This window comes from Burkholderia sp. NLJ2, assembly GCF_049487195.1.
Lineage (GTDB): Bacteria > Pseudomonadota > Gammaproteobacteria > Burkholderiales > Burkholderiaceae > Burkholderia > Burkholderia pyrrocinia.
The window spans coordinates 1,818,635-1,842,330 of the sequence record NZ_CP137808.1; the positions used below are offsets into that span (position 1 = coordinate 1,818,635).

Genomic DNA, 23,696 nt, shown 5'->3' on the forward strand with positions numbered 1-23,696 from the left:
CGTTGCATGACCCTGCTTTCGTTGCCGACGCTCGACGACCTGCGTATCGAGCCGGGGCTGCCCACCGTCGTGTCGCCGCGCGGCAGCGACGGGATGTCGATCGACGACGTCGCGCCGCTGGCGCGCGAGATCGCGGCCGACACGCTCGAACGGGCGGGCGGCGTGCTATTCACGGGCTTTCACGTGCCGTCGATCGATGCGTTCCAGCAGTTCGCGGCATCGTTCGGCGATCCGCTGATCGGCTATGAATACGCGTCGACGCCGCGCAGCCAGGTCGAAGGCGCCGTCTACACGTCGACCGAATACCCGCCGCACCGCGCGATTCCGCTGCACAACGAGCAGTCGTATACGCGCGAATGGCCGCTGCGGATCTGGTTCCACTGCGCGCTCGCGGCGCCCAAGGGCGGTGCGACGCCGATCGCGGACAGCCGCGCCGTGTACCGCGCGCTCGATCCGGCGCTGATCGCGCGCTTCGAGCGGCGCGAGCTGCTGTACGTGCGCAATTTCGGGCAGGGGCTCGACCTGCCGTGGCAGCAGTCGTTCGGCACCGACGAGCCGGCCGAGGTCGAGCGGATGTGCGCGGCGCGCGGCATCGAATCCGCATGGCGCACCGACGACGACGGCGAATTGCTGCTGCGCACGCGCGAACGCTGCCAGGCCGTCGCGCGCCATCCGCGCACCGGCGATCGCGTGTGGTTCAACCAGGCGAACCTGTTTCACCTGTCCGCGCTCGACGACGACATGCAGGAAGCGCTCGTCGATGCGGTGGGGCTCGAGAACGTGCCGCGCAACGTGTACTACGGCGACGGCGAGCCGCTCGAGGCCGATGCGCTCGCGCAGATCCGCGGCGTACTCGACCAGCAGCGCATCGTGTTCCCGTGGCGCACGGGCGACGTGCTGATGCTCGACAACATGCTGACCGCGCATGCGCGCGACCCGTTCGAGGGGCCGCGCAAGGTCGTCGTCGCGATGGCGCAGAGTTGTACGGTCCCGCGCGCGACCGAACGGAGGACCGGTGACGCGTAGTACCGCCGCGCTTGCCGCGCGCGGGTTGACGGTGGGTTATCGCGACCATGTCGTGATCGACGGGCTGGACCTGTCGATCGCGGCCGGCCGCGTGACCGCGCTGTGCGGGCCGAACGGCTGCGGCAAGAGCACGCTGCTGCGCACGCTCGCGGGCCTGCAGCCTGCGCGTGCCGGCCATGTCGAAGTGAACGGCAAGCCGCTCGCGTCGTTTCGCCGTCGCGCGCTCGCGCGCGAGCTGACGATGCTCGCGCAGTTCAACCAGATTCCGTCGGGCCTCACGGTGCGCGAGCTCGTCGCGTACGGGCGCTATGCGTACGGCGGCTTCCTGCGCGGCCTGTCGCGGGCCGACCATGCGGCGATCGACGAGGCGCTCGAGACGAGCGGCCTTGCCGACGACGCGGGCCGCGACGTCGGCGCGCTGTCGGGCGGCGAACGGCAGCGTGCGTGGATCGCGATGGCACTCGCGCAGCAGGCGCCGATCGTGCTGCTCGACGAACCGACGACCTATCTCGACATCCATCACCAGCTCGATATCCTCGATGCGCTGCGCGCGCTGAACCGCGCGCGCGGGCTGACGATCGTGTGGGTGCTGCACGACCTGAACCAGGCGGCCGCATACAGCGACGAGATCGTGCTGATGCGCGCGGGCCGCCTCGTCGCGCAGGGCTCGCCCGACGCGATGCTCGATCCGGCGCGGCTACGCGCGGCGTTCGGCGTCGAGATGCTGAAACTCGCGCATCCGCAGACGGGCGCGCCGATGTGCGTGCCGGCCTACGGGCCGTCGAGCGCCGGCATGCCGGAGGCGGCCGGCGTCTTCGATCGGGATCTCGCCGTATGACGACGTTCGCGATGCGCAAGCGCCTCGCGGCGACGGGGAAGGGCGCGACGTCCGGCCGGGCAGGCACGATCGCGATCGGCCTCGTCGCGCTGATCGCGATACTCGCGGCGCTGCGCGTCGCACCCGATGTGCGCGTGTGGTGGGCGGCGGCGCCCGGCAGCGACGGTGCCGCGCTCGCACACGTGTTCCTGTTCGACCTCAACCTGCCGCGTGTCGCGGCCGCGCTCGTCGCGGGCGGCTGCCTCGGCATCGCGGGCGCGCTGTTCCAGTCGCTCACGCGCAATCCGCTCGCGTCGCCCGACCTGCTCGGCGTGACGGGCGGCGCGCAGCTCGGCCTGCTCGCGGCGATGCTCGTGCCGGCACTGGCGGGCGTCGCATCGGTGCCGCTGCTGTTCGTGTGCGGGCTGGCCGCCGCCGCGTGCGCGATCGTTGCGGCCGGCGGCTGGCGCGCGACGCCGTTGCGGCTCGTGCTCGCGGGCAGCGTGTGCATGCTGCTGTTCGCCGCGCTGTCGACGCTCGTGCTCGCGTTCTTCGAGCAGAATATCGCGGGCGCCGCGCTGTGGACCAACGGCAGTCTTTACCAGCCGGGCGCGACGGGCCTCGCGCTCGCCGCGCGCTGGCTCGTCGTGCCGCTGGTCGCGCTGCCGTTCGTGATCCGGCCGCTGAATCCGCTCACGCTCGGCGACGATGCGGCGGCCGCGGCCGGCGTGCGCGTCGATGCGACGCGGCTCGCCGCGACGCTCGTCGCGGTCGCGTTCACGAGCGTGGCCGTCAGTATCGCGGGGCCGCTGTCGTATGTCGGTCTCGTCGCGCCGAACCTGTTGCGCCAGGTGCGCGGCGCGCGCGCGGCGCGGCTCGGCGTGCTGGTGCCGCTGTCGGCGCTTGCCGGTGGCGCGCTGGTGCTCGTCACCGACAGCGCGGTGCTCGTGTCGGGCCTCGACGCGACGCTGTCGACCGGCGTCGCGATCGCACTGGTCGGCACGCCGCTGATGCTCGCGATGATCCGGCGCGGCGCCGCGTGGTCGGGCGTGCTGCATGCGGATGGCGAACGCGCGGCGGGCGGCGGCTCGACGCGGCTCGTCGGCTGGCTCGAACGGCTCGGCTGGCCGCTGCGCACGGCGTTGTGCTTCGTGGTCGGCGCGCTGGTGGTGTGGGGCGGCGTGTCGGCCGGCCCCGAGTGGCTGTCGCCCGCGCGTTGGTCCGCCGCGCTGTCCGGCCACGATGCGCTCGCGCGGATGCTGATCGACCTGCGCATGCCGCGCCTGCTGTGTGCACTGCTCGCGGGCGCGCTGCTGGCCGCGAGCGGCGTCGCGATGCAGAGCGTCGTGCGTAATCCGCTCGCGGGCCCCGAAGTGCTCGGCGTCACGCAGGGCGCGGGGCTCGTTACGCTGTTCGCATTGTCGACGTGGCCGTTGATGGGTCACGTGACGCTCGCGGCGGCCGCGCTGATCGGCGGCGGACTGTCGCTCGCGATCACGCTCGCGCTGAATCACCGGCATCGTTATGCGCCGCTCGCGGTGGCGCTGACGGGTATCGCGATCGGCGCGCTGTGGACCACGCTCGCGCAATGGCTGATCACGCAGGAAAGCGTGCAGCCCGCGCGCTTCGTCGTGTGGCTCGTCGGCGGCACCTATGGCCGGAGTTGGGGCGAGGTGTCGATGCTGCTGCCGTGGTGCGTGCTCGCGGTGCCCGTGTTCGCGTGGCTCGCGCGACCGCTCGACATGCTCGCGCTCGGCGACGACCAGGCGGCCGCGCTCGGCTTGCCGGTGGCCGCGCTGCGGCCGCTCGCGCTGACGATCGCGACGCTCGCCGCATGCGCGGCCGTCGCGGCGGTCGGGCCGGTCGGTTTCATCGGGTTGATGGCGCCGCACGTCGCGACGATGCTCGGCGCGCGTCGGCATCGCACGCGGCTGTGGCTCGCGGCCGCGTGCGGCGCGCTGATCCTCGGCGTCGCGGATCTCGCGGCGCGCACGGTCGTCGCGCCGCGCGAAGTGCCGGCCGGCGTGCTGACCGCGCTGATCGGCGCGCCGTACCTGCTCGGGCTGCTGATTCTCGAGGGGCGCCGCGCCCGGCGCGCGGGGCGATGACGCCGTCGCTCGACGGCGCGCGCGCCACGCGCTTCTCGGCGTTCGCGCCCGAACCGTTCGCCGAGCATCTCGACGTCGTCTGGCTCGGCATGCCTGACGACGCGCACGCGCCGGGCCGCATCGTCGTGCCCGTCAGCGCGTTGCCCGAGCATCGCGACGCAGTGCTCGATGCGATGGTCCGCCATTACGGCGGCGATCCGGCACAGCATGCGCGCGCGCTGATGTCGCAATGGAGCAAATACTATTTCGGCCGTGCGGTGCCGGCCGGCGTCGTCGCTGCGCTGACGCTCGGCCGGCCGCTCGACATGACGCCCGAGCGCACGTTCGTCGCGCTCGACGACGGGATGCCTGTTGCGCTGTATTTCGCGGCGGACGCGCTCGGCGCGCCGTGCGACGATCCCGCGCTTCGCTATGCAGGGCTCGTCGCGCATCTCGGCGCGGTGATCGACCTGCTCGCCGCGATGGGCCGCGTCACGCCGCGCGTGCTGTGGAGCAACGCGGGCAATCTGCTCGACTATCTGCTCGACACCTGCCGGTCGCTGCGTTGCGCAGCCGATCCCGTGCGCGATGCGGGCTGGCTGTTCGGCGCGACGTGCTTTGCCTGCGAACCGAATCCGCTGCGCATGCCGGTGCGCGATGCCGTGCCGCGCTCGCCGCTGCTGCCGACACCGTTTCGCGCGCGTCGCGTGTGCTGCCTGCGCTACGAAATTCCTGGAGAAACGCAACTGTGTGGAAGCTGCCCCCTGCTACTGACGATGGACGACGCGGCGCTGGCCGGGCAGGACGCGATCCGGTGACGCACGACGCGGGCCGTCGGCACGCGTTGGGCGCATTCGCCGCGCTCGGTGCTGCGTGCTGCGGCGTGTTTTCCGCGTCGGCCGGTGCGGTTGCCGTTGCCGGCGGCGGCAACCGCACGCCGGGCGCCGTGTCGCTGGCCGGCAACCCGGTCGTGTCGCAGGCGAGCGCGACGATGCCCGTGCGACCGCAGCGCGTGGTCGCGCTCGACTTCATGTTCGCGGAAAGCGTGATCGCGCTCGACATCGTGCCGGTCGGGATGGCCGATACGGCGTTTTATCCGGGCTGGCTCGGCTACCGGAGCGACCGGCTCGCGCACGTGACCGACATCGGCTCGCGGCAGGAGCCGGGGCTCGAGGCGATCGCCGCGGTCAAGCCCGATCTGATCATCGGCGTCGGCTTCCGGCATGCGCCGATCTTCGATGCGCTCGACCGGATCGCGCCGACGATCCTGTTCCAGTTCAGCCCGAATGTTGCCGAGGACGGCGTGCCCGTCACGCAGCTCGACTGGATGCGGCAGATCTTCCGGACGATCGGTGCGGTGACGGGGCGCGACGCGCGCGCGCAGGCCGTCGACGCGCAACTCGACGCGGGGATCGCGCGCAATGCGGCACGCCTCGCTGCGGCGGGCAGAAAGGGCGAGCGCATCGCGCTGCTGCAGGATCTCGGCTTGCCCGACCGCTACTGGGCCTATACGGGCAACAGCACGTCGGCCGGCCTCGCGCGTGCGCTCGGGCTCGATCCGTGGCCGAAGAAACCGACGCGGGAAGGCACGCTGTACGTGACGTCGGCCGACCTGCTCACGCAGCGCGACCTGGCCGTGCTGTTCGTGACCGCGTCGGGGATGGACGTGCCGCTGGCGGCGAAACTCGATTCGCCGGTGTGGCGCTTCGTGCCCGCGCTGCGCAATCACAGGACCGCGCTCATCGAACGCAATATCTGGGGGTTCGGCGGGCCGATGTCGGCGTTGAAGCTGGCCGACGTGATGACCGATACGATGCTGAAGCTGCCGGCCGCGCGTTGAGCGCGCGGAGGGTTGCCGGGCATCGATAACGCTGTTTTGACGGGCAGGGCGTTGTAATCGGCTTGACGGTCAATGCCCCGGCCTTTCCTTGTCGCCACGCTCCGGCAACATTCCCTTCTGAACCGAACATCGCCGACGCGCTGCCATTGCGGCGCGTCGGCGATCGATCCATCAATGGCTTACACACTCAGCGCATCGACGCCGTCCTGCGCACGCGAACGCGCGGGCATCGTGTCGCTGACGATGCGCCCGTTGTCGAGCTTCAGCAGCCGGTCGGCGAGATCGAAATAGCGGTCGTCGTGCGTGATCACGATCACGGCCTTGCCGCGTGCGCGCAGCTCGGGCAGCAGTTGCTCGTAGAACACGGCCTTGAACGACGGATCCTGGTCGGCCGCCCATTCGTCGAACAGGTAGAACGGCCGGTCTTCCAGGTACGCGACGACGAGCGCGAGCCGCTTGCGCTGCCCGGTCGACAGCGCACGGGTCGAGAACGCGCCGTCGACCACTTTCACCTTGTGGTCCAGCGCCAGCTTCGCGACGAGCGCATTCGCCCGCGCATCGGCCTGCGCGCGGGCCGGATCGTCGGGATCGACGATGCCGAGCAGCGCATCGAACAGGTGGAAATCGTTGAACACCGCGCTGAAGCGCTGCCGATACGCTGCCCGCTCGCGCCAGCCGATCGTGCGGCCGTCGACCTCGATCGTGCCTTCCTCGGGCTCGTAGAGCCCGGTCAGCACCTTCGCGAGCGTCGTCTTGCCGCTGCCGTTGCCGCCGACGATGAACACGAGCTCGCCCGGCTTGATCGTCATGTCGATCGGCCCGATGCTGAACATCCGTTCGTCGCGCTCGTGGAAATACGCGTGCGTGACGCCGCGCAATGTGACGGCGCCGGCCGGCGGTACGTCGGGCGCGTCGGTCGCGGGCGGCACCGTGCGCAGCGCGCCGAACTCGGCCATCACGCCTTCGATCCGCGTCAGCGACACGCGTGCCGCGTTGACGGTCGGCAGGTTGTTCAGCAGCCCGTCGAGCGGCACGAGCATGAACAGGAACACGACGACGTAGCCGGCCGCCGCGCCCGGATCGGCATGCACGCCGAGCTGCGGCCAGAACGACGCGACGCCGAGGAACACGTAGAACAGGAAGATGATCCAGCCGACGCCAACCGCGTACGCACTGAACGCGCGGCGGCGGTGGTCGCGCACCTCGCCGATCGCGGCGCCGAGCTGGCCGTCGACGAACTGGCGTGCGCGCGCATCGTGCAGCTTCAGTTCCTTCGCGCCGGAAAACAGCGCGCCGAGATAACCGAACAGGCGGTCCTGCGCCTGGCCGGCCGCTTCGAGCGACGCGATCGCGCGGCGGTCGCCGGTGTGATAACCGAGCGAGCCGGCGATGATCGCGGCCAGCGCCAGCACGCACACGGGCCACGACAGCCACGCGAGATAACCGAGGCAGCCGAACACGATCGAGCCGTGCATGACCAGGTTCGGCAGCGCGAAGAACAGCATCGACACGTTGGTCGCATCGTCGGTCAGCACCGATTGCACGGGCGCCGCGCCGATCCGCTCGATGTCGCGCAGCTCGGCGGCGCCGACGCGCCGCGCGAGATGCACGCGCAGCCGCGCCATCGTGTCCTGCGACAGGCGCGCGAACAGCGTGCCTGACACGATCCGCGTGACGAGCGCGATCACCGCGCACAGCGCGAAGCGCCACGCGAGCGACGCATCGGCGGCGCCCGGTTGCGCGAGCGCGCGGTTCAGCGTCGCGACGAGCAGCACGCTCGCGACGCCGTTCAGCACGCACGCGGTGAGCGCCAGCGCGAGCGACGTACGGCTTTCGCGCAGCAGCGCGAGGATCAGGCGCGCCGCGGGGCGGGCGGGCGAGGCGTCGAGGGACGGCGGGGAAGCAGGCTCGTGGGCAGCAGTCATCGGCAACGTCGGTAAAGGGAAGGCAAGCGAATACGCGGAAACGCAAAACGCGGAAACGGAAAAGGTGATGCGAAAGCGGCGGGCGGGGTACGCCCGTTCCGGCTTTCCTCACTGATAGACGAACGGGCCGCGCAAATATTTAGCGGCGCGCAAAAAAAAGACGACCACGCATGCTTTGAGCACAAAACGGTAAAAAATCGGCCGCGCCGTTCGTCACACCAGTGAAGCCGCCCCAAGCGGCCCCGAGACTTGGCCGAAGCGGCCGGACCGAAGGACTTCACGCACATGACGAGTTTCCCGACTGCGCTGCATCACCGAATCCGCGAACTGGCGCGCGTCGCGCCCGACGCGCCCGCCATCGCGGTACCTTTCCAGAACGATTTGCGCCTGTCGCGCGGCGCGCTCGACGCGCGTGCGTCGCGGCTCGCCCGGCAACTGCGCGCGGCCGGCGTCGGCGCGGAAGTGCGGGTCGGCGTCTGCGTCGAGCGCTCGTGCGAGCTGTTCGTCGCGCTGCTGGCCGTGCTGAAGGCGGGCGGCGTGTTCGTGCCGCTCGATCCGCGTCATCCGGCCGCGCGCCTCGACTGGATCGTCCAGGATGCGCAACTGCGGCACGGCATCGTCGACGAAGCCGGCCGCGCGGCGCTCGGCATGCCGTTCGACCATACGTTCGACGTGGCAGCGGAAGCCGCGGGCGAGCAGAACGTCGCTGCCGATGACGAACCGGCGCCCGTACACCCGCGTTCGGCCGCCTACATGATCTATACGTCGGGCTCGACCGGCACGCCGAAGGCGGTCGTCGTCGAGCACGGGCCGCTCGCCGCGCACTGCGACGCGCTCGCGGCAGCGCTGCCGATCGAGGCCGGCGACCGTCTGCTGCATTTCGCGTCGGTCAATTTCGACGCCGCTCATGAGTGCTGGCTCGCACCGCTCGCGATCGGTGCCAGTATCGTTGTGGCGCCGCCGCAGCCGTTCGCGCCCGACGCCGCTCATGCGCTGCTGGTGCGCGAATCGGTCAACGTCGCCGCATTTCCGCCCGCATACCTGCGCGAGTTCGCGGCTGTCGCCGCGCGCGACGGCGTGCCGCCGGCATTGCGCGTACTCGCATTCGGCGGCGAAGCGCTGCCGCAGCAGGCATTCGAATTCGTGCGCCGCACGTTCCCGGCGGTGCGTCTGATCAACGGTTACGGGCCGACCGAGGCCGTGATCTCGCCGATGCTGTGGCCGGTCGAGCCGGGCGAGACGCCCGTGCTGGCCGCTAACGACGCATATGCGTCGCTGCCGATCGGCCGCGTGATCGGCCCGCGCGTCGCGCGTATCGACGGCGAGTCGGGCGAAGGCGGCGAGTTGCTGCTCGGCGGCGTCTGTATCGCGCGCGGCTATCACGGCCGCCCGGCGCTGACGGCAGAACGCTTCATTCCCGATCCGGACGGCGAGCCCGGCGCACGCGTTTACCGCACCGGCGATCTCGCACGCCTGCGCGACGACGGTGCATATGACTATCTCGGCCGTCTCGACGACCAGGTCCAGGTGCGCGGCGTGCGCGTGGAGCCCGCGGAAATCGCTGCGTGCCTGCGCTCGCATCCGGCCGTGGCCGATGCGGCCGTGGTTGCCGAAACCGGCAACGGGCCGACGCGGCTGATCGCGTGCGTTGCGCTGCGCGCGGCGGCCGACGATGCAGCGCTGAAGGCGCACGTGGGAGCGCAATTGCCGGCGGCATGGCAGCCGCACCGGTTCGTACGCTGCGATGCGCTGCCGTATACGCTGAACGGCAAGGTCGATCGCGCCGCGCTGCGTGAGCGGATTGCCGCCGCGCGCGACACGACGCAAGGTGCCGGCGACGCGCCGCGCACGCCGACCGAGCAGCAACTCGCCGGCCTCTGGCAAACGCTGCTCGGTCTCGACGCCGCGCCGTCGCGCGACGACCATTTCTTTGCGCTGGGCGCCGATTCGCTCGCCGTGATGCAGTTGCAGGCCGCGATTCGCGCCGCATCGCGCGCGAACCTGCGGCTCGATGCGCTGTTCGCCGACCCGGCGCTCGCCGAACTGGCCGAAACGGTCGATCGTTCGGAACGCGAGACCGGCGAGCCGCTGGCCGTCATTTCCGCACGCCGCGCGACGGCCGACGCAGCCGCATCGGGCGCGCCGCATGTCGACCGTGCGGCATCGCTCGCGCAGCAACGTTTCTGGGTGCTCGCGCAAACGCGCGATGCGAGCGCCGCGTATCACATCGCCGCGCACTGGACGATCGACGGCATGCTCGAGCGCGACGCGCTGCAGCGTGCGCTCGATCACGTGATCGGCCGGCACGAAGCGTGGCGCACGACGCTCGTCGACAACGACGACGGCGTCGTGATGCAGCGGATTCATGCGCATCTGCCGGTGTCGATCGCCGACATCGACCTGCGCGACCAGCCGCCGGCCGCGCGCGACGCGCAAGCCGCACGACTCGCCGAGCGCGACGCGGCCGAACCGTTCGACCTCGCACGCGGCCCGCTGCTGCGCGCGACGCTCGTCGCGCTCGCCGACGATCGTCACCGCCTGCTGCTGACAGCGCATCACGCGATCACCGACGGCTGGAGCTCGCACTGTGCATTCGACGAACTGTCGGCCGCGTACCGCGCGTATGCCGAAGGCCGCGAACCGTCGTTGCCCGATCTGCCGATCCAGTACGCCGACTACGCGGACTGGCAGCGCGACATGCTGGCCGGCGGCGAGGGCGAACGCCAGCTCGACTACTGGCGCGGCGCATTGCACGACGTGCCGGGCCCGATCGCGCTGCCGGTCGACCGGCAGCCGGGCGCCGCGCGCACGCTGCAGGGCGCGCGCGTGTCGGTGCGTCTGCCCGACATGGTTGCGGCCGACGTACGACAGCTCGCGCGCGACGCGCAGGCCACCGTCTTCACGGTGCTGCTGGCTGCGCTCGACGCATGGCTGTCGCGCCTGACCGGCGAAACGGACGTCGTGGTCGCGGTGCCGGTCGCGCATCGCCAGCGGCCTGAAACGCGCGCGTTGCTGGGGCTGTTCCTGAATACGGTCGCGCTGCGCGTGCGCGTGGCGCCGACGCTGCCGTTCCGCACGCTCGTCGACGCGGCGCGCACGGCGGCGCTCGACGCGGTCGCGCACCAGGACGTGCCGTTCGAGCGTGTCGTCGATGCGGTGAAGCCGCCGGTCAAGCGCGGCGACGAATGGCTGCGCGTGAAATTCGCGCAGCAGTTCGACGCGCGGCACGACAGCGTGCTGCCGGGTGCGACGGCGGTTGCAACGCCGGGCCCGGATCTCGCCGCGCGTTTCGACTTCGCGCTGGATTTCACCGACGACGTGAGCGGAATCGAACTGGTCGCGGCCTATGCGACCGACTGCATCGACACCGATACCGCACGCGCGTGGCTCGACAGCTATGCGGCGCTCGTCGGCGCGGCCGCGCACGATCCGCAGCGCACGACGGCCGCGCTGCCGTGCGACGCATCGGCCGCATCGCGCCAGCCGCGCGACGGTCGCACGCTGCGTGTCGAACATAGCGATATTGTCGCCGCGTTCGCGCGGCAGGCGGCCGCGTATCCGCATCGCGTCGCGCTCGCCGATGCGTCGGCGTCGCTGACGTTCGCCGAACTCGACGATGCGTCGAACCGCATCGCGCATGCGCTGAAGCAGCGTGGCGCGACGGCAGAAGCACCGGTCGTCATCTGCATCGAACGGTCCGCACGCTTCGTCGTCGGCCTGCTCGGCGCGCTGAAGGCCGGTGCGCTCGCCGTGTTGGTCGATCCCGCGCAACCTGCCGCACGACTCGCCGCGGCGGCGACCGACTGCGGCGCGCGCTGGGCGCTCGTCGCGGACACGGCCGCATGGCCCGCCGACATCGACGCGCAGCCGCTCGACGTCGATACGCTCGCACAGGACGCGATGCTCGCGCATGCGGCCGGCGTGCGCGTCGCACCGCATCCGGAACAGGGCGCATACCTGATCTATACGTCGGGTTCGACCGGCACGCCGAAGGGCGTCGTCGTGTCGCACGGTGCACTGGCCGACTACGTGCAGGGGATGCTCGACGAACTCGCGTTCGCACCGGACGCGTCGTTCGCGATGGTGTCGACCGTCGCCGCCGATCTCGGCCACACGACGCTGTTCGGCGCGCTGTGCGCGGGCCGCACGCTGCACCTGCTGCCGGCCGCATGCGCGTTCGATCCGGACCTGTTCGCGGACGAGATGCGCCGCCGCGACGTCGGCGTGCTGAAGATCGTGCCGAGCCACCTGCAGGCGCTGCTCGACGCGCGCGTGCCGGCCGACGTGCTGCCGCGCCACGCGCTCGTGACGGGCGGCGAAACGCTCACGTGGGCGCTCGTGGCGCGCCTGGCCGCGCTCGCGCCGGCCTGCCGCGTGATCAACCATTACGGGCCGACCGAAGCGACGGTCGGCGCGATCGCGTGCGACACGGCGTCGATCGCCGCCGAGGCGCGCGATCCCGCGAGCGGCGTGCCGCTCGGCTTGCCGCTACCGAATGCGCGCGCGCTCGTGCTCGACGCGTTCGGCGCATGCGTGCCGGCCGGCGCGACGGGCGAGTTGTATCTGGGCGGGCCGGGCGTCGCGCGCGGCTACCTCGGGCGTCCGGCGCAGACCGCCGAACGCTTCGTGCCCGATCCGTTCACGTCCGGCGCGCGCCTGTATCGCACCGGCGACCGCGTGCGCTTGCGCGCGGACGGCCGTCTCGCGTTCCTCGGCCGCATCGACGACCAGGTGAAGATTCGCGGTTACCGCGTCGAACCGGGCGAGGTGAGTGCGGCCGTGCGCGCGGCCGGTCCGGTTGCGCAAGCCGAAACGCTCGCGATCGAGCATGACGGCCGCCTGCGGCTCGCGACCTTCGTCGTGATGCGCGACGGTGCGGCATTCGACGAGGCCGCCATGCGCGCGGCGCTCGCCGCGAAGCTGCCCGACTACATGGTGCCGGCGCAATTCGTCGCGCTCGCGCGCCTGCCGGTGACCGTGAACGGCAAGATCGATCGTGCGGCGCTGCGCGAACGGGCGGCCGCGCCGGTCGCGCTCGCGTCCGGCGACGCGCCGCAGGGTGCGGTCGAAACGGTACTCGCCGAAGTCTGGCAGGCCGTGCTGAAGGCGCCGCATGTGGGCCGCGACGACAACTTCTTCGAACTCGGCGGCGATTCGATTCTCGTGCTGCAGGTGATCGCCCGTGCGCGCAAGCGCGGCGTGCGCTTCACGCCGAAGCAACTGTTCGACGGTCCGACGGTGGCCGAACTCGCACGCATCGCGAAAACCGAAGACGTGACCGCTGCTGCTCAGCCTGCCATCGCAACCGCGACCGCAGCAGCGACGCCGGCCGCCACGCCAATCCTGACGCCTGCGCAGCAACGCTTCTTCGCGCTCGACGTTCCGCAGCGCGGCCACTGGAACCAGTCGGTCGCGTTCGACGTGCGCGGGCCGTTCGACGCGGACGCGTTCGCGCGCGCATTCGATGCGTTGCTGACGCATCACGACGCGTTCCGCCAGCGCTTCGCGCGCGGTACGGACGGCACGTGGCACGCCAGCGCTGCCGCGAAGCCGTACGATGCGCTGCCGTTCGTCGAAGTCGCCGCACGCGACGAAGCCGACGCGCTCGCGCGCTTCGACGCGTTGCAGCGCCGTCTCGACCTTGGCCGCGGGCCGCTCGCATGCGCGTGCGCGGCACGGCTGCCGGACGGTTCGACTCAGCTCTATCTGGCGATTCACCACGCGATCGTCGACGGCGTGTCGTGGCGCATCCTGCTCGATGACCTCGACTCGGCTTACCGCGCCGCATGCGAACGCACGCCGGTCCGGCTGTCGCAGCCGGGCCTGAGCGCGGACGCATGGGCCGCACGGCTCGCACGCGCCGCGACGGAACCGGCATCGCCGTTCGCGGCCGAGGCAGCATACTGGGCCGGCATGGCGCAGGGCGACGACCTCGTGTCCGATCACCCCGGCGCAATGGCGACGAATGCCGATGCAGCCGTCGTCGTGCAGACGATCGATGCGGCATTGACGCGTGCGGCGCTGACCGATGCGCATGCGGCGTATCGCACGCAGACGATCGAACTGCTGGGCGCGGCGCTCGCGCTGGCATTGGCCGGCGTGCGTGGCTCGGCATCGTGCCGCATCGAACTGGAAGGGCATGGCCGCGAGGCATTGTTCGACGATGCGGACGCGAGCCGCACGATCGGCTGGCTGACCAGCCACTACCCGGTGACGTTGCCGGTCGAAGCGACCGCGAGCGACACGCTGTGCGCAGTCAAGGACACGCTGCGCGCGGTGCCGCACAAGGGGCTCGGCTTCGGCGTGCTCGCGCACTACGGCGATGCGGCGACGCGCGCGGCGCTGGCCGCCGTGCCGCGTCCGCGCGTCACGTTCAACTATCTCGGCCAGTTCGACGCGCCGCGCGACGCAACGCTCGTGCCGCGTTTCGGCGGCACCGGCGTCGAACGCGACCCGCAAGGGCCGCTCGGCAATACGCTCGCGATTCACGCGTACCTCGATACGGACCGCGACGGCGCGCGCACGCTGAAAGTGCACTGGGTGTATGGCGCGCCGCAGTTCGAGCGCGCGACGATCGACGCGTTCGCCGAACGCTTCGCGGTGGCGCTGCGCGAGCTGGTCGACGCCTGTGCGTCGCGCATCGCGCATCGCGGCGGTGGCGCGACGCCGGGCGATTTCCCGCTCGCGCAGGCCGCCGGTCTCACGCAAGCAGCGATCGAACGCACGCCGCTCGACTGGCGCGCGATCGATGACGTGTATCCGTTGTCGCCGATGCAGCAGGGCATCCTGTTCCATGCGCTGTTCGCGCCGGGCCACGCGAGCTACGTGAACCAGCTCGTCGCGACCGCGACCGCGCTCGATGCCGACCGCCTCGCGGCTGCGTTCGACGCGTCGGTCGCACGCCACGACATCCTGCGCACGAGCGTGATGCCCGACGAAGCCGCGCCGCTGCAGTGCGTGCATCGCCACGCACACATGCCGGTCGAACAGCTCGACTGGCGCACGCGCGGCGACACGCTCGACGCCGATTTCGACGCATGGCTCGCGGCCGACCGCGCACGCGGGTTCGACTGGCGCGAGCCGCCGCTGATGCGGCTCACGCTGATCCGCGTGACGGACGATGCCTGGCGCGTCGTATGGACGCGTCACCACGTGCTGCTCGACGGCTGGAGCACCGCGCGCCTGCTCGCCGACGTGCTGCGCGACTATCGCGACCCGGACGCCGTGTCGCCGTTCGCAAGCCGTCCGACGCTGCGCTATCGCGACTTCATCGCATGGCTCGGCACGCGCGACCGCGATGCCGACGAACGCTTCTGGACCGAACGCCTCGCACGGCTCGACGCGCCGACGCTGATCGCCGAACGCACAGCCGACCGCGCGGACGCCGAGATGGTCACGTGGCGCGCGACGATCGATGCAGACGCGATGACGCGCGTCGCGCAGACGGCGCGCGCACTGAAGCTGACAATCAACACGCTGGTGCAGGGCGCGTGGGCGCTCGCGCTGCAACGGATGACGCACCAGCCGGCCGTCGCGTTCGGCGCGACCGTCGCGGGGCGTCCCGATGCGCTGGCGGACGTCGACACGGTGCTCGGCCTGTTCATCAACACGCTGCCGGTCATCACCGCACCTGCGCCGCAGCAACGCGCGGCCGACTGGCTGCAAACGCTGCAGCGCGAGAATGCGGCCGCCGCCGAGCATGCGCACACGCCGCTTGCCGACATCCAGCGCTGGGCGCGCGGCGCGGGCGGCGCACTGTTCGACACGCTGGTCGTGTTCGAGAACTACCCGGTGGACGACACGGCGCGCGACGCCGATCCGCGCGCGCTTGCGCTGAGCGGCGTGCGCAGCATCGAAGCGACCGATTTCGCGCTGACGCTCGTGATCGAGAGCGGTGCCGAACTGACGATCGACTACGGCTACGACACCGCGCGCATCGATGCGCGGCAGGTCGAGACCTGGCACCGCGCGTTCGCGTGCGCGCTCGATGCGCTGGCCCGCACGCCGGATGCGCTGCTCGGCGCGCTGTCGATCGTCGACGACGCAACCCGCGACGCACTGGCGCGTGCGCAGGACACGGCGCGCTCATGGCCGGCTTCGCAACGGCAGCCGCTGCATCTGCAGTTCGTCGATGCGGCGCACGCGACGCCCGACGCGATCGCGCTCGAATACGCGGACGTCCACGGCGGCGTGCATCGCGCGACCTATCGCGAACTCGACATCGGCACGTCGCGCATCGCGGCCGCGCTGCGCCGGCGCGGCGTGCGGCCCGACACGCCGGTCGCGCTGTGCGTCGAGCGTTCGTTCGACATGGTGATGGCGCTCGTCGGCGTGCTGAAGGCCGGTGCCGCGTATCTGCCGGTCGATCCCGACTATCCGGCCGAGCGCATCGCATACCTGCTGCGCGATGCGCGACCGGCCGTCGCGATCACGCAGGCCCATCTGCGCGAGCAGGTCGAGGCTGCTTTGGGTGACGATGCTACGACGCAGTTGCTGACGGTTGCGGACCTGCTCGCCGATGAAGGCGGCGAACGTGAAGCGGTGCCCGCAGACATCGCCATCGACGACGCCCAACTCGCATACCTGATCTACACCTCGGGCTCGACCGGCAAGCCGAAGGGCGCCGGCAACACGCACGGCGCGCTCGCGAACCGGATCGCGTGGATGCAGCACGCATACCGTCTGACGCGCGACGACGTCGTACTGCACAAGACGCCGTTCGGCTTCGACGTGTCGGTCTGGGAATTCGTGTGGCCGCTGGCGATCGGCGCGAAGCTCGCGATCGCCGCGCCCGGCGACCATCGCGATCCGGCGCGTCTCGCGGCCGCGATCCATGCACATGGCGTGACGGTGCTGCATTACGTGCCGTCGATGCTCGCCGCATTCGCCGCGTATCTCGACGATTTCTCGGCCGCCGCGCAATGCGACAGCGTGCGCCTGATCGTCGCGAGCGGCGAGGCACTTGCGCCCGAACTCGTCGCGAAGATGGCGCGGCTGCTGCCGAACGCGACGCTCGTGAACCTGTACGGGCCGACCGAAGCCGCGATCGACGTGTCGCACTGGACCTGCGGCCCCGACGACGCGAATGCGGTCGCGGTGCCGATCGGCCATCCGATCGCGAACCTGCAACTGCACGTGCTCGATGCCGCATGGCAACCGGTGCCGGCCGGCGCGACCGGCGAACTGTATCTCGCGGGCGCGGGCCTGGCGCGCGGTTATCTCGACCGCCCGGCGCTGACCGCCGAGCGCTTCGTGCCCGATCCGTTCGTGCCGGGCGCACGCATGTACCGCACGGGCGACCTCGCACGCCGGCGCGTCGACGGTGCGCTCGACTACCTCGGCCGCGTTGACACGCAGGTGAAGCTGCGCGGCCAGCGGATCGAGCCGGGCGAGATCGAGGCGCTGCTGCGCGCGGCGCCCGGCGTGAACGATGCGGTCGTGATCGTGCGCGACGAACAACTGATCGGCTATGTCGCACGCGGCGACGCAGGCCCGCTCGACCGCGCGGCGCTGCTCGATGCGTTGCGCGCGCAACTGCCGGCCTACATGGTGCCGTCGCAACTGATCGAGCTCGACGCGCTGCCCGTCACGCCGAACGGCAAGTGCGACCGCCACGCGTTGCCCGCGCCGGTGCGCGAAGCGGCCGAAGCCGTCGAACTCGCAACCGATACCGAACGTGCGCTCGCGGAGATCTGGCAACGCGTGCTGCACGTCGACGCGATCGGCCGCGACGGCGATTTCTTCCTGCTTGGCGGCCATTCGCTGCTCGCGACGCAGGCCCACGCGCAGGCGAACCTGAACTGGGGGCTCGCGCTGCCGCTGCGCACGCTGTTCGACACGCGCACGCTCGCGCGCTGCGCGGAAGCGATCGACGCGGCCTGCGCGGCGCGTGGCGCGACCGATGCGGCGAGCGCGATCGACGCGCTGCTCGGCGAACTGGAAACCCAATAAGGACGACGGATGACGAAGATTCAACCCGACTGGCTCGCGCTCGCGACGCGTTTCGCGCAACTGCCCGACGTGCAGCGCGCGGTCTTCATCGACAAGCTCGGCGCGGCCGGCATCGACTTCCGCGTGCTGCCGATTCCGCCGCGCACGCCGCGCAGCGACCGCGTGCCGGCGTCGTTCGCGCAGACGCGGCTGTGGCTGCACGCGCGGCTGATCGATGCGCCCGACGCGTATCACATCACCGAGCGGCTTGCGCTGACGGGCCCGCTCGACGCGCATGCGCTGCGTCTCGCGTGCGACGCGTTGATCGCGCGCCACGAAGCGTTGCGCACGACATTCGACGAAGCGCAGGACGGTGTCGCGCAAACGATCCACGCGCCGTTGCGCTGCCCGTGGCGCGAAACCGATCTCGAAGCGCTGCCGGACGCGCAGCGCACCGCGCGCGCGGAGGCCATTGCGACGGCCGACGAAGCCGACGCGTTCGATCTCGGCCAGGCGCCGCTCGTGCGCGCCCACCTGATCCGCTTCGACGCGACGCATCACTGGCTCGCGCTGACCGTTCATCACATCGTGTCGGACGGCTGGTCGTCGGACGTGATGCTGTTCGAACTCGCGGCGTTCTATCGCGCGTATGCGTCGGGGGAACCGGTGCCGCTCGCGCCGCTGCCGATCCAGTACGCCGACTACGCGCTGTGGCAGCGCCGCTGGCTCGACGCCGGCGAACGCGATCGCCAGCTCGCGTTCTGGCGCGCCCGGCTCGATCCGCAGCGTGGCGTGCTGACGCTGCCGGGGGCGGCCGCACGACCGGCGCGCCGCAGTGCGCGCGGCGCGCGTCATGTGTTTTCGCTCGACGCGCGCATCGGCGCGCAACTGCGTGCGTTCGCGGCCGCGTCGGGCGCAACGCCGTTCGCCGTGTTGCTCGCCGCGCTCGATGCGCTGCTCGCGCGCGCGACCGGCGACGCGCGGATCTGCGTCGGCGTGCCGGCCGCGAACCGCGAACGTGCGGAAGTCGCCGGCCTGATCGGCTTCTTCGTCAACACGCTCGCAATCGACGTAGACGTGCCAGCGCACGGCGATTTCTCGTCGCTGGTCGCACGCACGCAGCGCGCGCTCGTCGACGCGCAGATGCACCAGGACGTGCCGTTCGAGCAGGTGGTCGATGCGCTCGGCGTGCCGCGCAGCGCGAGCCACCATCCGCTGTTCCAGGTGATGGCCGCGTACGGCGAACGCCGCGCGCTGCCGGCGCTCGGCGCGGCAGCGGCCGCGTTGCTGCCGTCCGGTACGCCGTCCGCGAAATTCGATCTCACGCTCGCCGTCGAGGCAACGCCCGATGGTACGTTCGACGCCGCGTTCATCTACGCGCTCGACCTGTTCGATGCCGACGCGATCGCACGACTGGCCGCACGCTTCGTCACGCTGCTCGCCGATGCGCTCGCGCGACCCGACATGCCGGTCGGCGATCTCGACTGGTTGCCCGCCGGCGAGCGCGCACAGCTCTTTGCATGGAACGCGCCGGCGGGCGCGACCGAAGCCGAACCGTTCGTGCCCGTGCATGCGCGCATCGCCGCGCATGCGTACGCGCGGCCCGATGCACGCGGCGTCGCCGATATCGATCGCGCGCTGACGCGCGGCGAAGTCGATGCACGCGCGGCGCGCCTGGCGCGTCATCTGGTGGCGGCCGGCGTGCGGCCCGAGATGCGCGTCGGCGTCGCGCTGCAGCGCTCGGTCGACCTGCTCGTCGCACTGATCGCGGTGCTGAAGTCCGGTGCCGCGTTCGTGCCGCTCGATCCGGCCCATCCGCGCGAACGGCTCGCGCAGATCGTCGGCGACGCCAGCATTGCCCACGTGCTGACCGATGGCGTGAGCGTCGCGTCGTTGCCCGAGTTGCCCGAACTGCGCGTGTGGCGCGCCGATGAAATCGATGCATTCGACGAAGCCGCGGACGTCGCGCTGCCGGACGTGCTGCCCGGTCATGCCGCCTACGCGATCTACACGTCGGGTTCGACCGGCAAGCCGAAGGGCGTGATCGTCGACCATGCGTCGTTCGCGCTGCATTGCGCGGCGATTGCCGAGCGCTACGGCGCGGGCGAGCAGGACGTGTTCCTGCTGTTCCAGTCGGTCAACTTCGACGGCGCGCACGAAGGCTGGTTTTCGCAATACATGTCGGGCGCCGCCGTGTCGGTGACGGCCGACGTGCTGTGGCCGCCCGCGCAGACCTGCGCGATGATGGTCCGCGACGGCGTGACGATGACCTACGTGCCGCCCGGCTGCGCCGCGCAGCTCGCCGAATGGGCGCTCGCGCACGGCGCACCGCCGACGCTGCGTTCGCTGACCGTCGGCGGCGAGGCGACGTCGCGCGAGGCGTTCGCGATGCTGCGCCGCGCGCTGCCGAACGTGCGCGTGGTCAACGGCTACGGCCCGACCGAGACGGTCATCACGCCGACGCTGTGGATGTTCCGGCCCGGCGACGATCTCGCGGCGCTCGGCGACGCCGCGTATCTGCCGATCGGCACGCTGGTCGGCGCACGTACCGCGCACGTGCTCGACGAGCGGCTGCATCCGCTGCCGGTCGGCGTGATCGGCGAGCTGTACCTGGGCGGCGAGGGGATCGGCGTCGCGCGCGGTTATCTCGACCGCCCGGCGCTGACCGCCGAGCGTTTCGTGCCCGATCCGTATGGCGCGCCGGGCGCGCGGCTGTACCGCACGGGCGACCTGGTGCGGCGCCGCGCGGACGGCGTGTTCGACTTCATCGGCCGCGTCGATCATCAGGTGAAGCTGCGCGGGCTGCGCATCGAACTCGGCGAAATCGAGGCGCAGCTTGCCGCGCACGATGCGGTGCGCGAAGCGTGCGCGGTCGTGCACGGGCAGGGCGCGCTTGCGCAGCTCGTCGCGTATGTCGAACTGACCGCCGATGCACGGGCGGCCGCGCAGCCCGTCGAAGCCGCGACGCTCGACGCGCACCTGCGCCGCACGCTGCCCGACTACATGGTGCCCGCACAACTGATCGTGCTCGACGCGCTGCCGCGCAATGCGAACAGCAAGGTCGACCGCGCGCGGCTGCCGGCGCCGGTGCGCGTCGAACGTGCGTACGAGGCGCCGCACGACGGCGATGAAGCCGCGCTCGCGGCGATCTGGTGCGACGTGCTGAATCTCGAGCGCGTCGGCCGCGGCGACCATTTCTTCGATCTCGGCGGCCATTCGCTCGCCGCGGTGCGCGTCGCGACGCGCGTGGCCGAACGGCTCGGCCGCGACGTGCCGGTGCGCGCGCTGTTCGAGGCGCCGGTGCTCGCACAGTACGCGCTGCAGGTCGCCGACGCGCCGCGCGCCGCGCATGGCGCGCACGGCGGGACTGCGGCGCCGGGTGTTGCGGTGGCCAAACCCGACGCTAACGGCGTGTGGCCGCTGTCGCCCGCGCAGCTCGGCCTGTGGTTCCAGTGGCGCGCGCAGCCGAACAGCGCCGCGTACAACATCCCGGTCGCGCTACGCGTGCGCGGCCCGCTCGACATCGATGCGCTGCGCGCCGCGTTCTCCGATGTGGCTGCCGTGCATCCGGCGCTGCGTGCGCGACTCGTCGCTCGCGACGGCGCGCTGCCGGGCCAGCGGATCGACGCGGCGGAGCCGGTCGCGCTGCCGGTCTTCGACCTGTCGGCGCAACCCGATGCGCTCGCCCGCGCGTCGGCGCTGACCGACGACGATGCGCTCGCGCCATTCGACCTTGCCGCCGATGCGCCGCTGTGGCGCGCACGCGTGCTGCGGCTCGGCACGGACGACCACGTGTTGTCGGTGACGATCCATCACATCGTGTCGGATGGCGAATCGATCGAGCTGTGGCTCGATGCGGTTCGTGCGCGCTATGTCGCTCGCGTACGCGGCAACGCCGTGCCGGCGGAAGAGACCGCCCAACCGGTCGCCCAACTGGTCCTACCGCTCGTGCTGCCCGCACCGTGCCATCCGGCCCGCGTCGCGTACTGGCGTGACGCGCTGGCCGATCTGCCGTCGCGCGTGCTGCCGCAGCGCGCGGATGCGCCGGCCGCGCCGCAATGGCGCGCGGCACGCATCGCGTTCGAATTCGACACGTCGCTGATCCGCGCCGCACGCGATGCCGCGTCGGCCGCGCACGCGACGCTGCCGATGCTGCTGCACGCGGCGCTCAACACCGCGCTGTTCCGCGCGACGGGTGCGGCCGACCAGCCGGTCGGCGTGCTCGCGTCGACGCGCGCGCTGACGGGCGACGCGGCACGCGATGCGCTCGGCCTGTTCATCAATTCGGTCGTCGTGCGTACGCGGATCGACCCGGCCGCGCGTCGCGCGGACGTGCTCGCACAGGTGCGCGACACGGCGCTCGCCGCGTATGCGCATGCCGACGTGCCGTTCGCCGACGTCGTCGCGGCGCTGCGCGCGCCGCGTACCGCACAGGCCAATCCGCTGTTCCAGGTGATGTTCAACTACTTGCGCCCGACGGGCGCGGCCGCACGCGACTGGGCCGGCCTGTCGCTGGCCGAATTCGACGACGCGCGCCATCGCGTCGTGTTCACGCTGGAGCTGGACGTCGTCGAGCATCCGGACGGCCGCGTGAGCGCCGCGTTCTCGTATGCGGACGAACTGCTCGACCGCGGCTTCGTCGATGCGCTGGTCGACGTCTATCACGACGAAGTCGCACGCTTTGCCGGCGCGTCGGAAGCGGCGCTCGGCGCACCCGATACGCGTGCCGTCGCGCAGGCGGACTTCATTGCACGAGCAAGCGAGGAAGCATCGGCCGACGCGCCGTCGCACGCGGCTGCCGCGCTCGCGGCACTGTGGTCGGACGCGTTCGCGACGGCCGCGCCCGAGCCCGGTGCGGACCTGTTCGAAGCCGGCGCGACGTCGTTCGACGTCGTGCGTTTCGTCGACGCGGCCGGCCGTGCCGGTCATGCGCTGACGGTCGCCGACGTATTCGCGTCGCCGACGCTCGCGGCGCTTGGCGCGCGGCTCGATGCGCAAGCGGAAACAGAAACAGGACAGGAGGAACGCCATGCTGGCTGAAGTGCGTCCGGACGGATTCACGATGCCCGATACGTGCCGCCTCGCGTTCGCGGACGGCCTGTTCGCCGCGCGCGACGGCACGGAGATCCGCGTCGCGCAGGGCGTCGGCATCGGCGCGCAGTTGCTGCGCGCGCAACTCGCCGACGACGGCACGCTGCGCCTTGTCGCGTACAACCATCGCGCGGCGCCTGCCGACCAGCGGCGCGCGCTGCTGGCCGCGCTGTCCGCGGCGTTTTCGGACGGCGCACACCATGCGGCGATCCGGCTCGACCCGGCCGCGTGGCCGGCGGTCGCGCTCGATGCGCTGCGCGCGAGCGGCGTGCTCGCCGACGGCGGCCGCTGCATGCGCGACGGCTGGGCGCAGCAGGCCGATCTATGGCTCGTCGGCACCCACCTGCCGTGCGCGACGCTGCCGATGCTCACCGCCGGCCGGCGTCATCCGCGCCGGCCGCCGGCGCCGCGTGGCGACGTCTACGCACGTGATCTGCCGGCGCTCGGCGTGCGCTTCACGCTGCGCGGCTGGCAGCCGGCGGAGGATGCCGGGCGGCTCGCGCGCTGGTTCGACGAGCCGCGCGTGCGCGACGGCTGGCCGGGCACGCAGCCCGGCGCGGACGGTGCCGCACCGGACGCCGATCCGCACGTGACGCCGCTCGTCGGCTGTTTCGACGGCGAGCCGTTCGCGTACTTCGAGGCGGTCTGGCTGAAGGAAGACGCGCTCGCGCCGCACGTCGCGGCGCGCGACTACGACCGCGGGCTGCGGATGCTGGTCGGCGAGTCGCGCTGGCGCGGCCCGCATTGCGTGGCGGGCTGGCTGCCGTCCGTCGTTCATTACCTGTTTCTCGACGACCCGCGTACCGAAGCGGTCGGCTGTGCCGTTCCGGCCGGCCACGCGCGGGTTGCCGACCATCTCGCGCGGCATGGCTTCGCGCGGCATGGCTTCGCGCGGCAGCGCCGTCTCGCGCTGGCCGACGCGCAGCCGCTGTGGATGCGCACGCTGCGCGAGACGTTCTTCTCCGGCCGTCACGTCTGAC

At 71.6% G+C, this 23,696-nt stretch carries 9 protein-coding genes; 8 read left to right on the forward strand and 1 reads right to left on the reverse strand.

Annotation, left to right across the window (positions count from 1 at the left end; all coding sequences use genetic code 11):
• Positions 1 to 6: 6 nt before the first annotated feature.
• The 5 genes from R9B84_RS08365 to R9B84_RS08385 are packed head-to-tail and all read left to right on the forward strand — an operon-like array spanning position 7 to position 5,770.
• The gene (locus R9B84_RS08365; RefSeq protein WP_423757606.1) at positions 7 to 1,026 is read left to right on the forward strand and encodes a TauD/TfdA family dioxygenase; all 1,020 of its coding nucleotides are present in this window, start codon (positions 7 to 9) and stop codon (positions 1,024 to 1,026) included.
• On the forward strand, positions 1,016 to 1,864 hold the full coding sequence (locus tag R9B84_RS08370) for an ABC transporter ATP-binding protein (RefSeq protein WP_423757607.1): 849 nt from the start codon (positions 1,016 to 1,018) through the stop codon (positions 1,862 to 1,864). The genes R9B84_RS08365 and R9B84_RS08370 overlap by 11 nt, the downstream gene beginning before the upstream one ends.
• On the forward strand, positions 1,861 to 3,951 hold the full coding sequence (gene fhuB, locus R9B84_RS08375) for a Fe(3+)-hydroxamate ABC transporter permease FhuB (RefSeq protein ID WP_423757608.1): 2,091 nt from the start codon (positions 1,861 to 1,863) through the stop codon (positions 3,949 to 3,951). Before R9B84_RS08370 ends, fhuB begins: the two co-directional genes overlap by 4 nt.
• On the forward strand, positions 3,948 to 4,748 hold the full coding sequence (fhuF, locus tag R9B84_RS08380) for a siderophore-iron reductase FhuF (RefSeq protein ID WP_423757609.1): 801 nt from the start codon (positions 3,948 to 3,950) through the stop codon (positions 4,746 to 4,748). The genes fhuB and fhuF overlap by 4 nt, the downstream gene beginning before the upstream one ends.
• The gene (locus R9B84_RS08385; protein ID WP_423757610.1) at positions 4,745 to 5,770 is read left to right on the forward strand and encodes an ABC transporter substrate-binding protein; all 1,026 of its coding nucleotides are present in this window, start codon (positions 4,745 to 4,747) and stop codon (positions 5,768 to 5,770) included. Before fhuF ends, R9B84_RS08385 begins: the two co-directional genes overlap by 4 nt.
• Before the next feature lie 179 nt (positions 5,771 to 5,949).
• Here R9B84_RS08385 and R9B84_RS08390 read toward each other — a convergent pair whose 3' ends face one another.
• The gene (locus tag R9B84_RS08390; protein ID WP_423757611.1) at positions 5,950 to 7,695 is read right to left on the reverse strand and encodes a cyclic peptide export ABC transporter; all 1,746 of its coding nucleotides are present in this window, start codon (positions 7,693 to 7,695) and stop codon (positions 5,950 to 5,952) included.
• Positions 7,696 to 7,980: 285 nt separating this feature from the next.
• On the opposite strand from R9B84_RS08390, the gene R9B84_RS08395 reads away from it, so the two are divergent.
• From R9B84_RS08395 to R9B84_RS08405, 3 genes are read left to right on the forward strand one after another with little or no spacing between them, the layout of a single operon-like run.
• Complete coding sequence (locus R9B84_RS08395) at positions 7,981 to 17,646, forward strand: amino acid adenylation domain-containing protein (RefSeq protein WP_423757612.1); 9,666 nt, start codon at positions 7,981 to 7,983, stop codon at positions 17,644 to 17,646.
• Positions 17,647 to 17,655: 9 nt separating this feature from the next.
• Positions 17,656 to 22,665: an amino acid adenylation domain-containing protein gene (locus R9B84_RS08400; RefSeq protein WP_423757613.1), complete on the forward strand. Its 5,010-nt coding sequence runs from the start codon at positions 17,656 to 17,658 to the stop codon at positions 22,663 to 22,665.
• The gene (locus tag R9B84_RS08405) at positions 22,655 to 23,695 is read left to right on the forward strand and encodes a GNAT family N-acetyltransferase (RefSeq protein ID WP_423757614.1); all 1,041 of its coding nucleotides are present in this window, start codon (positions 22,655 to 22,657) and stop codon (positions 23,693 to 23,695) included. The genes R9B84_RS08400 and R9B84_RS08405 overlap by 11 nt, the downstream gene beginning before the upstream one ends.
• The last annotated feature ends 1 nt before the right edge of the window (position 23,696 follow it).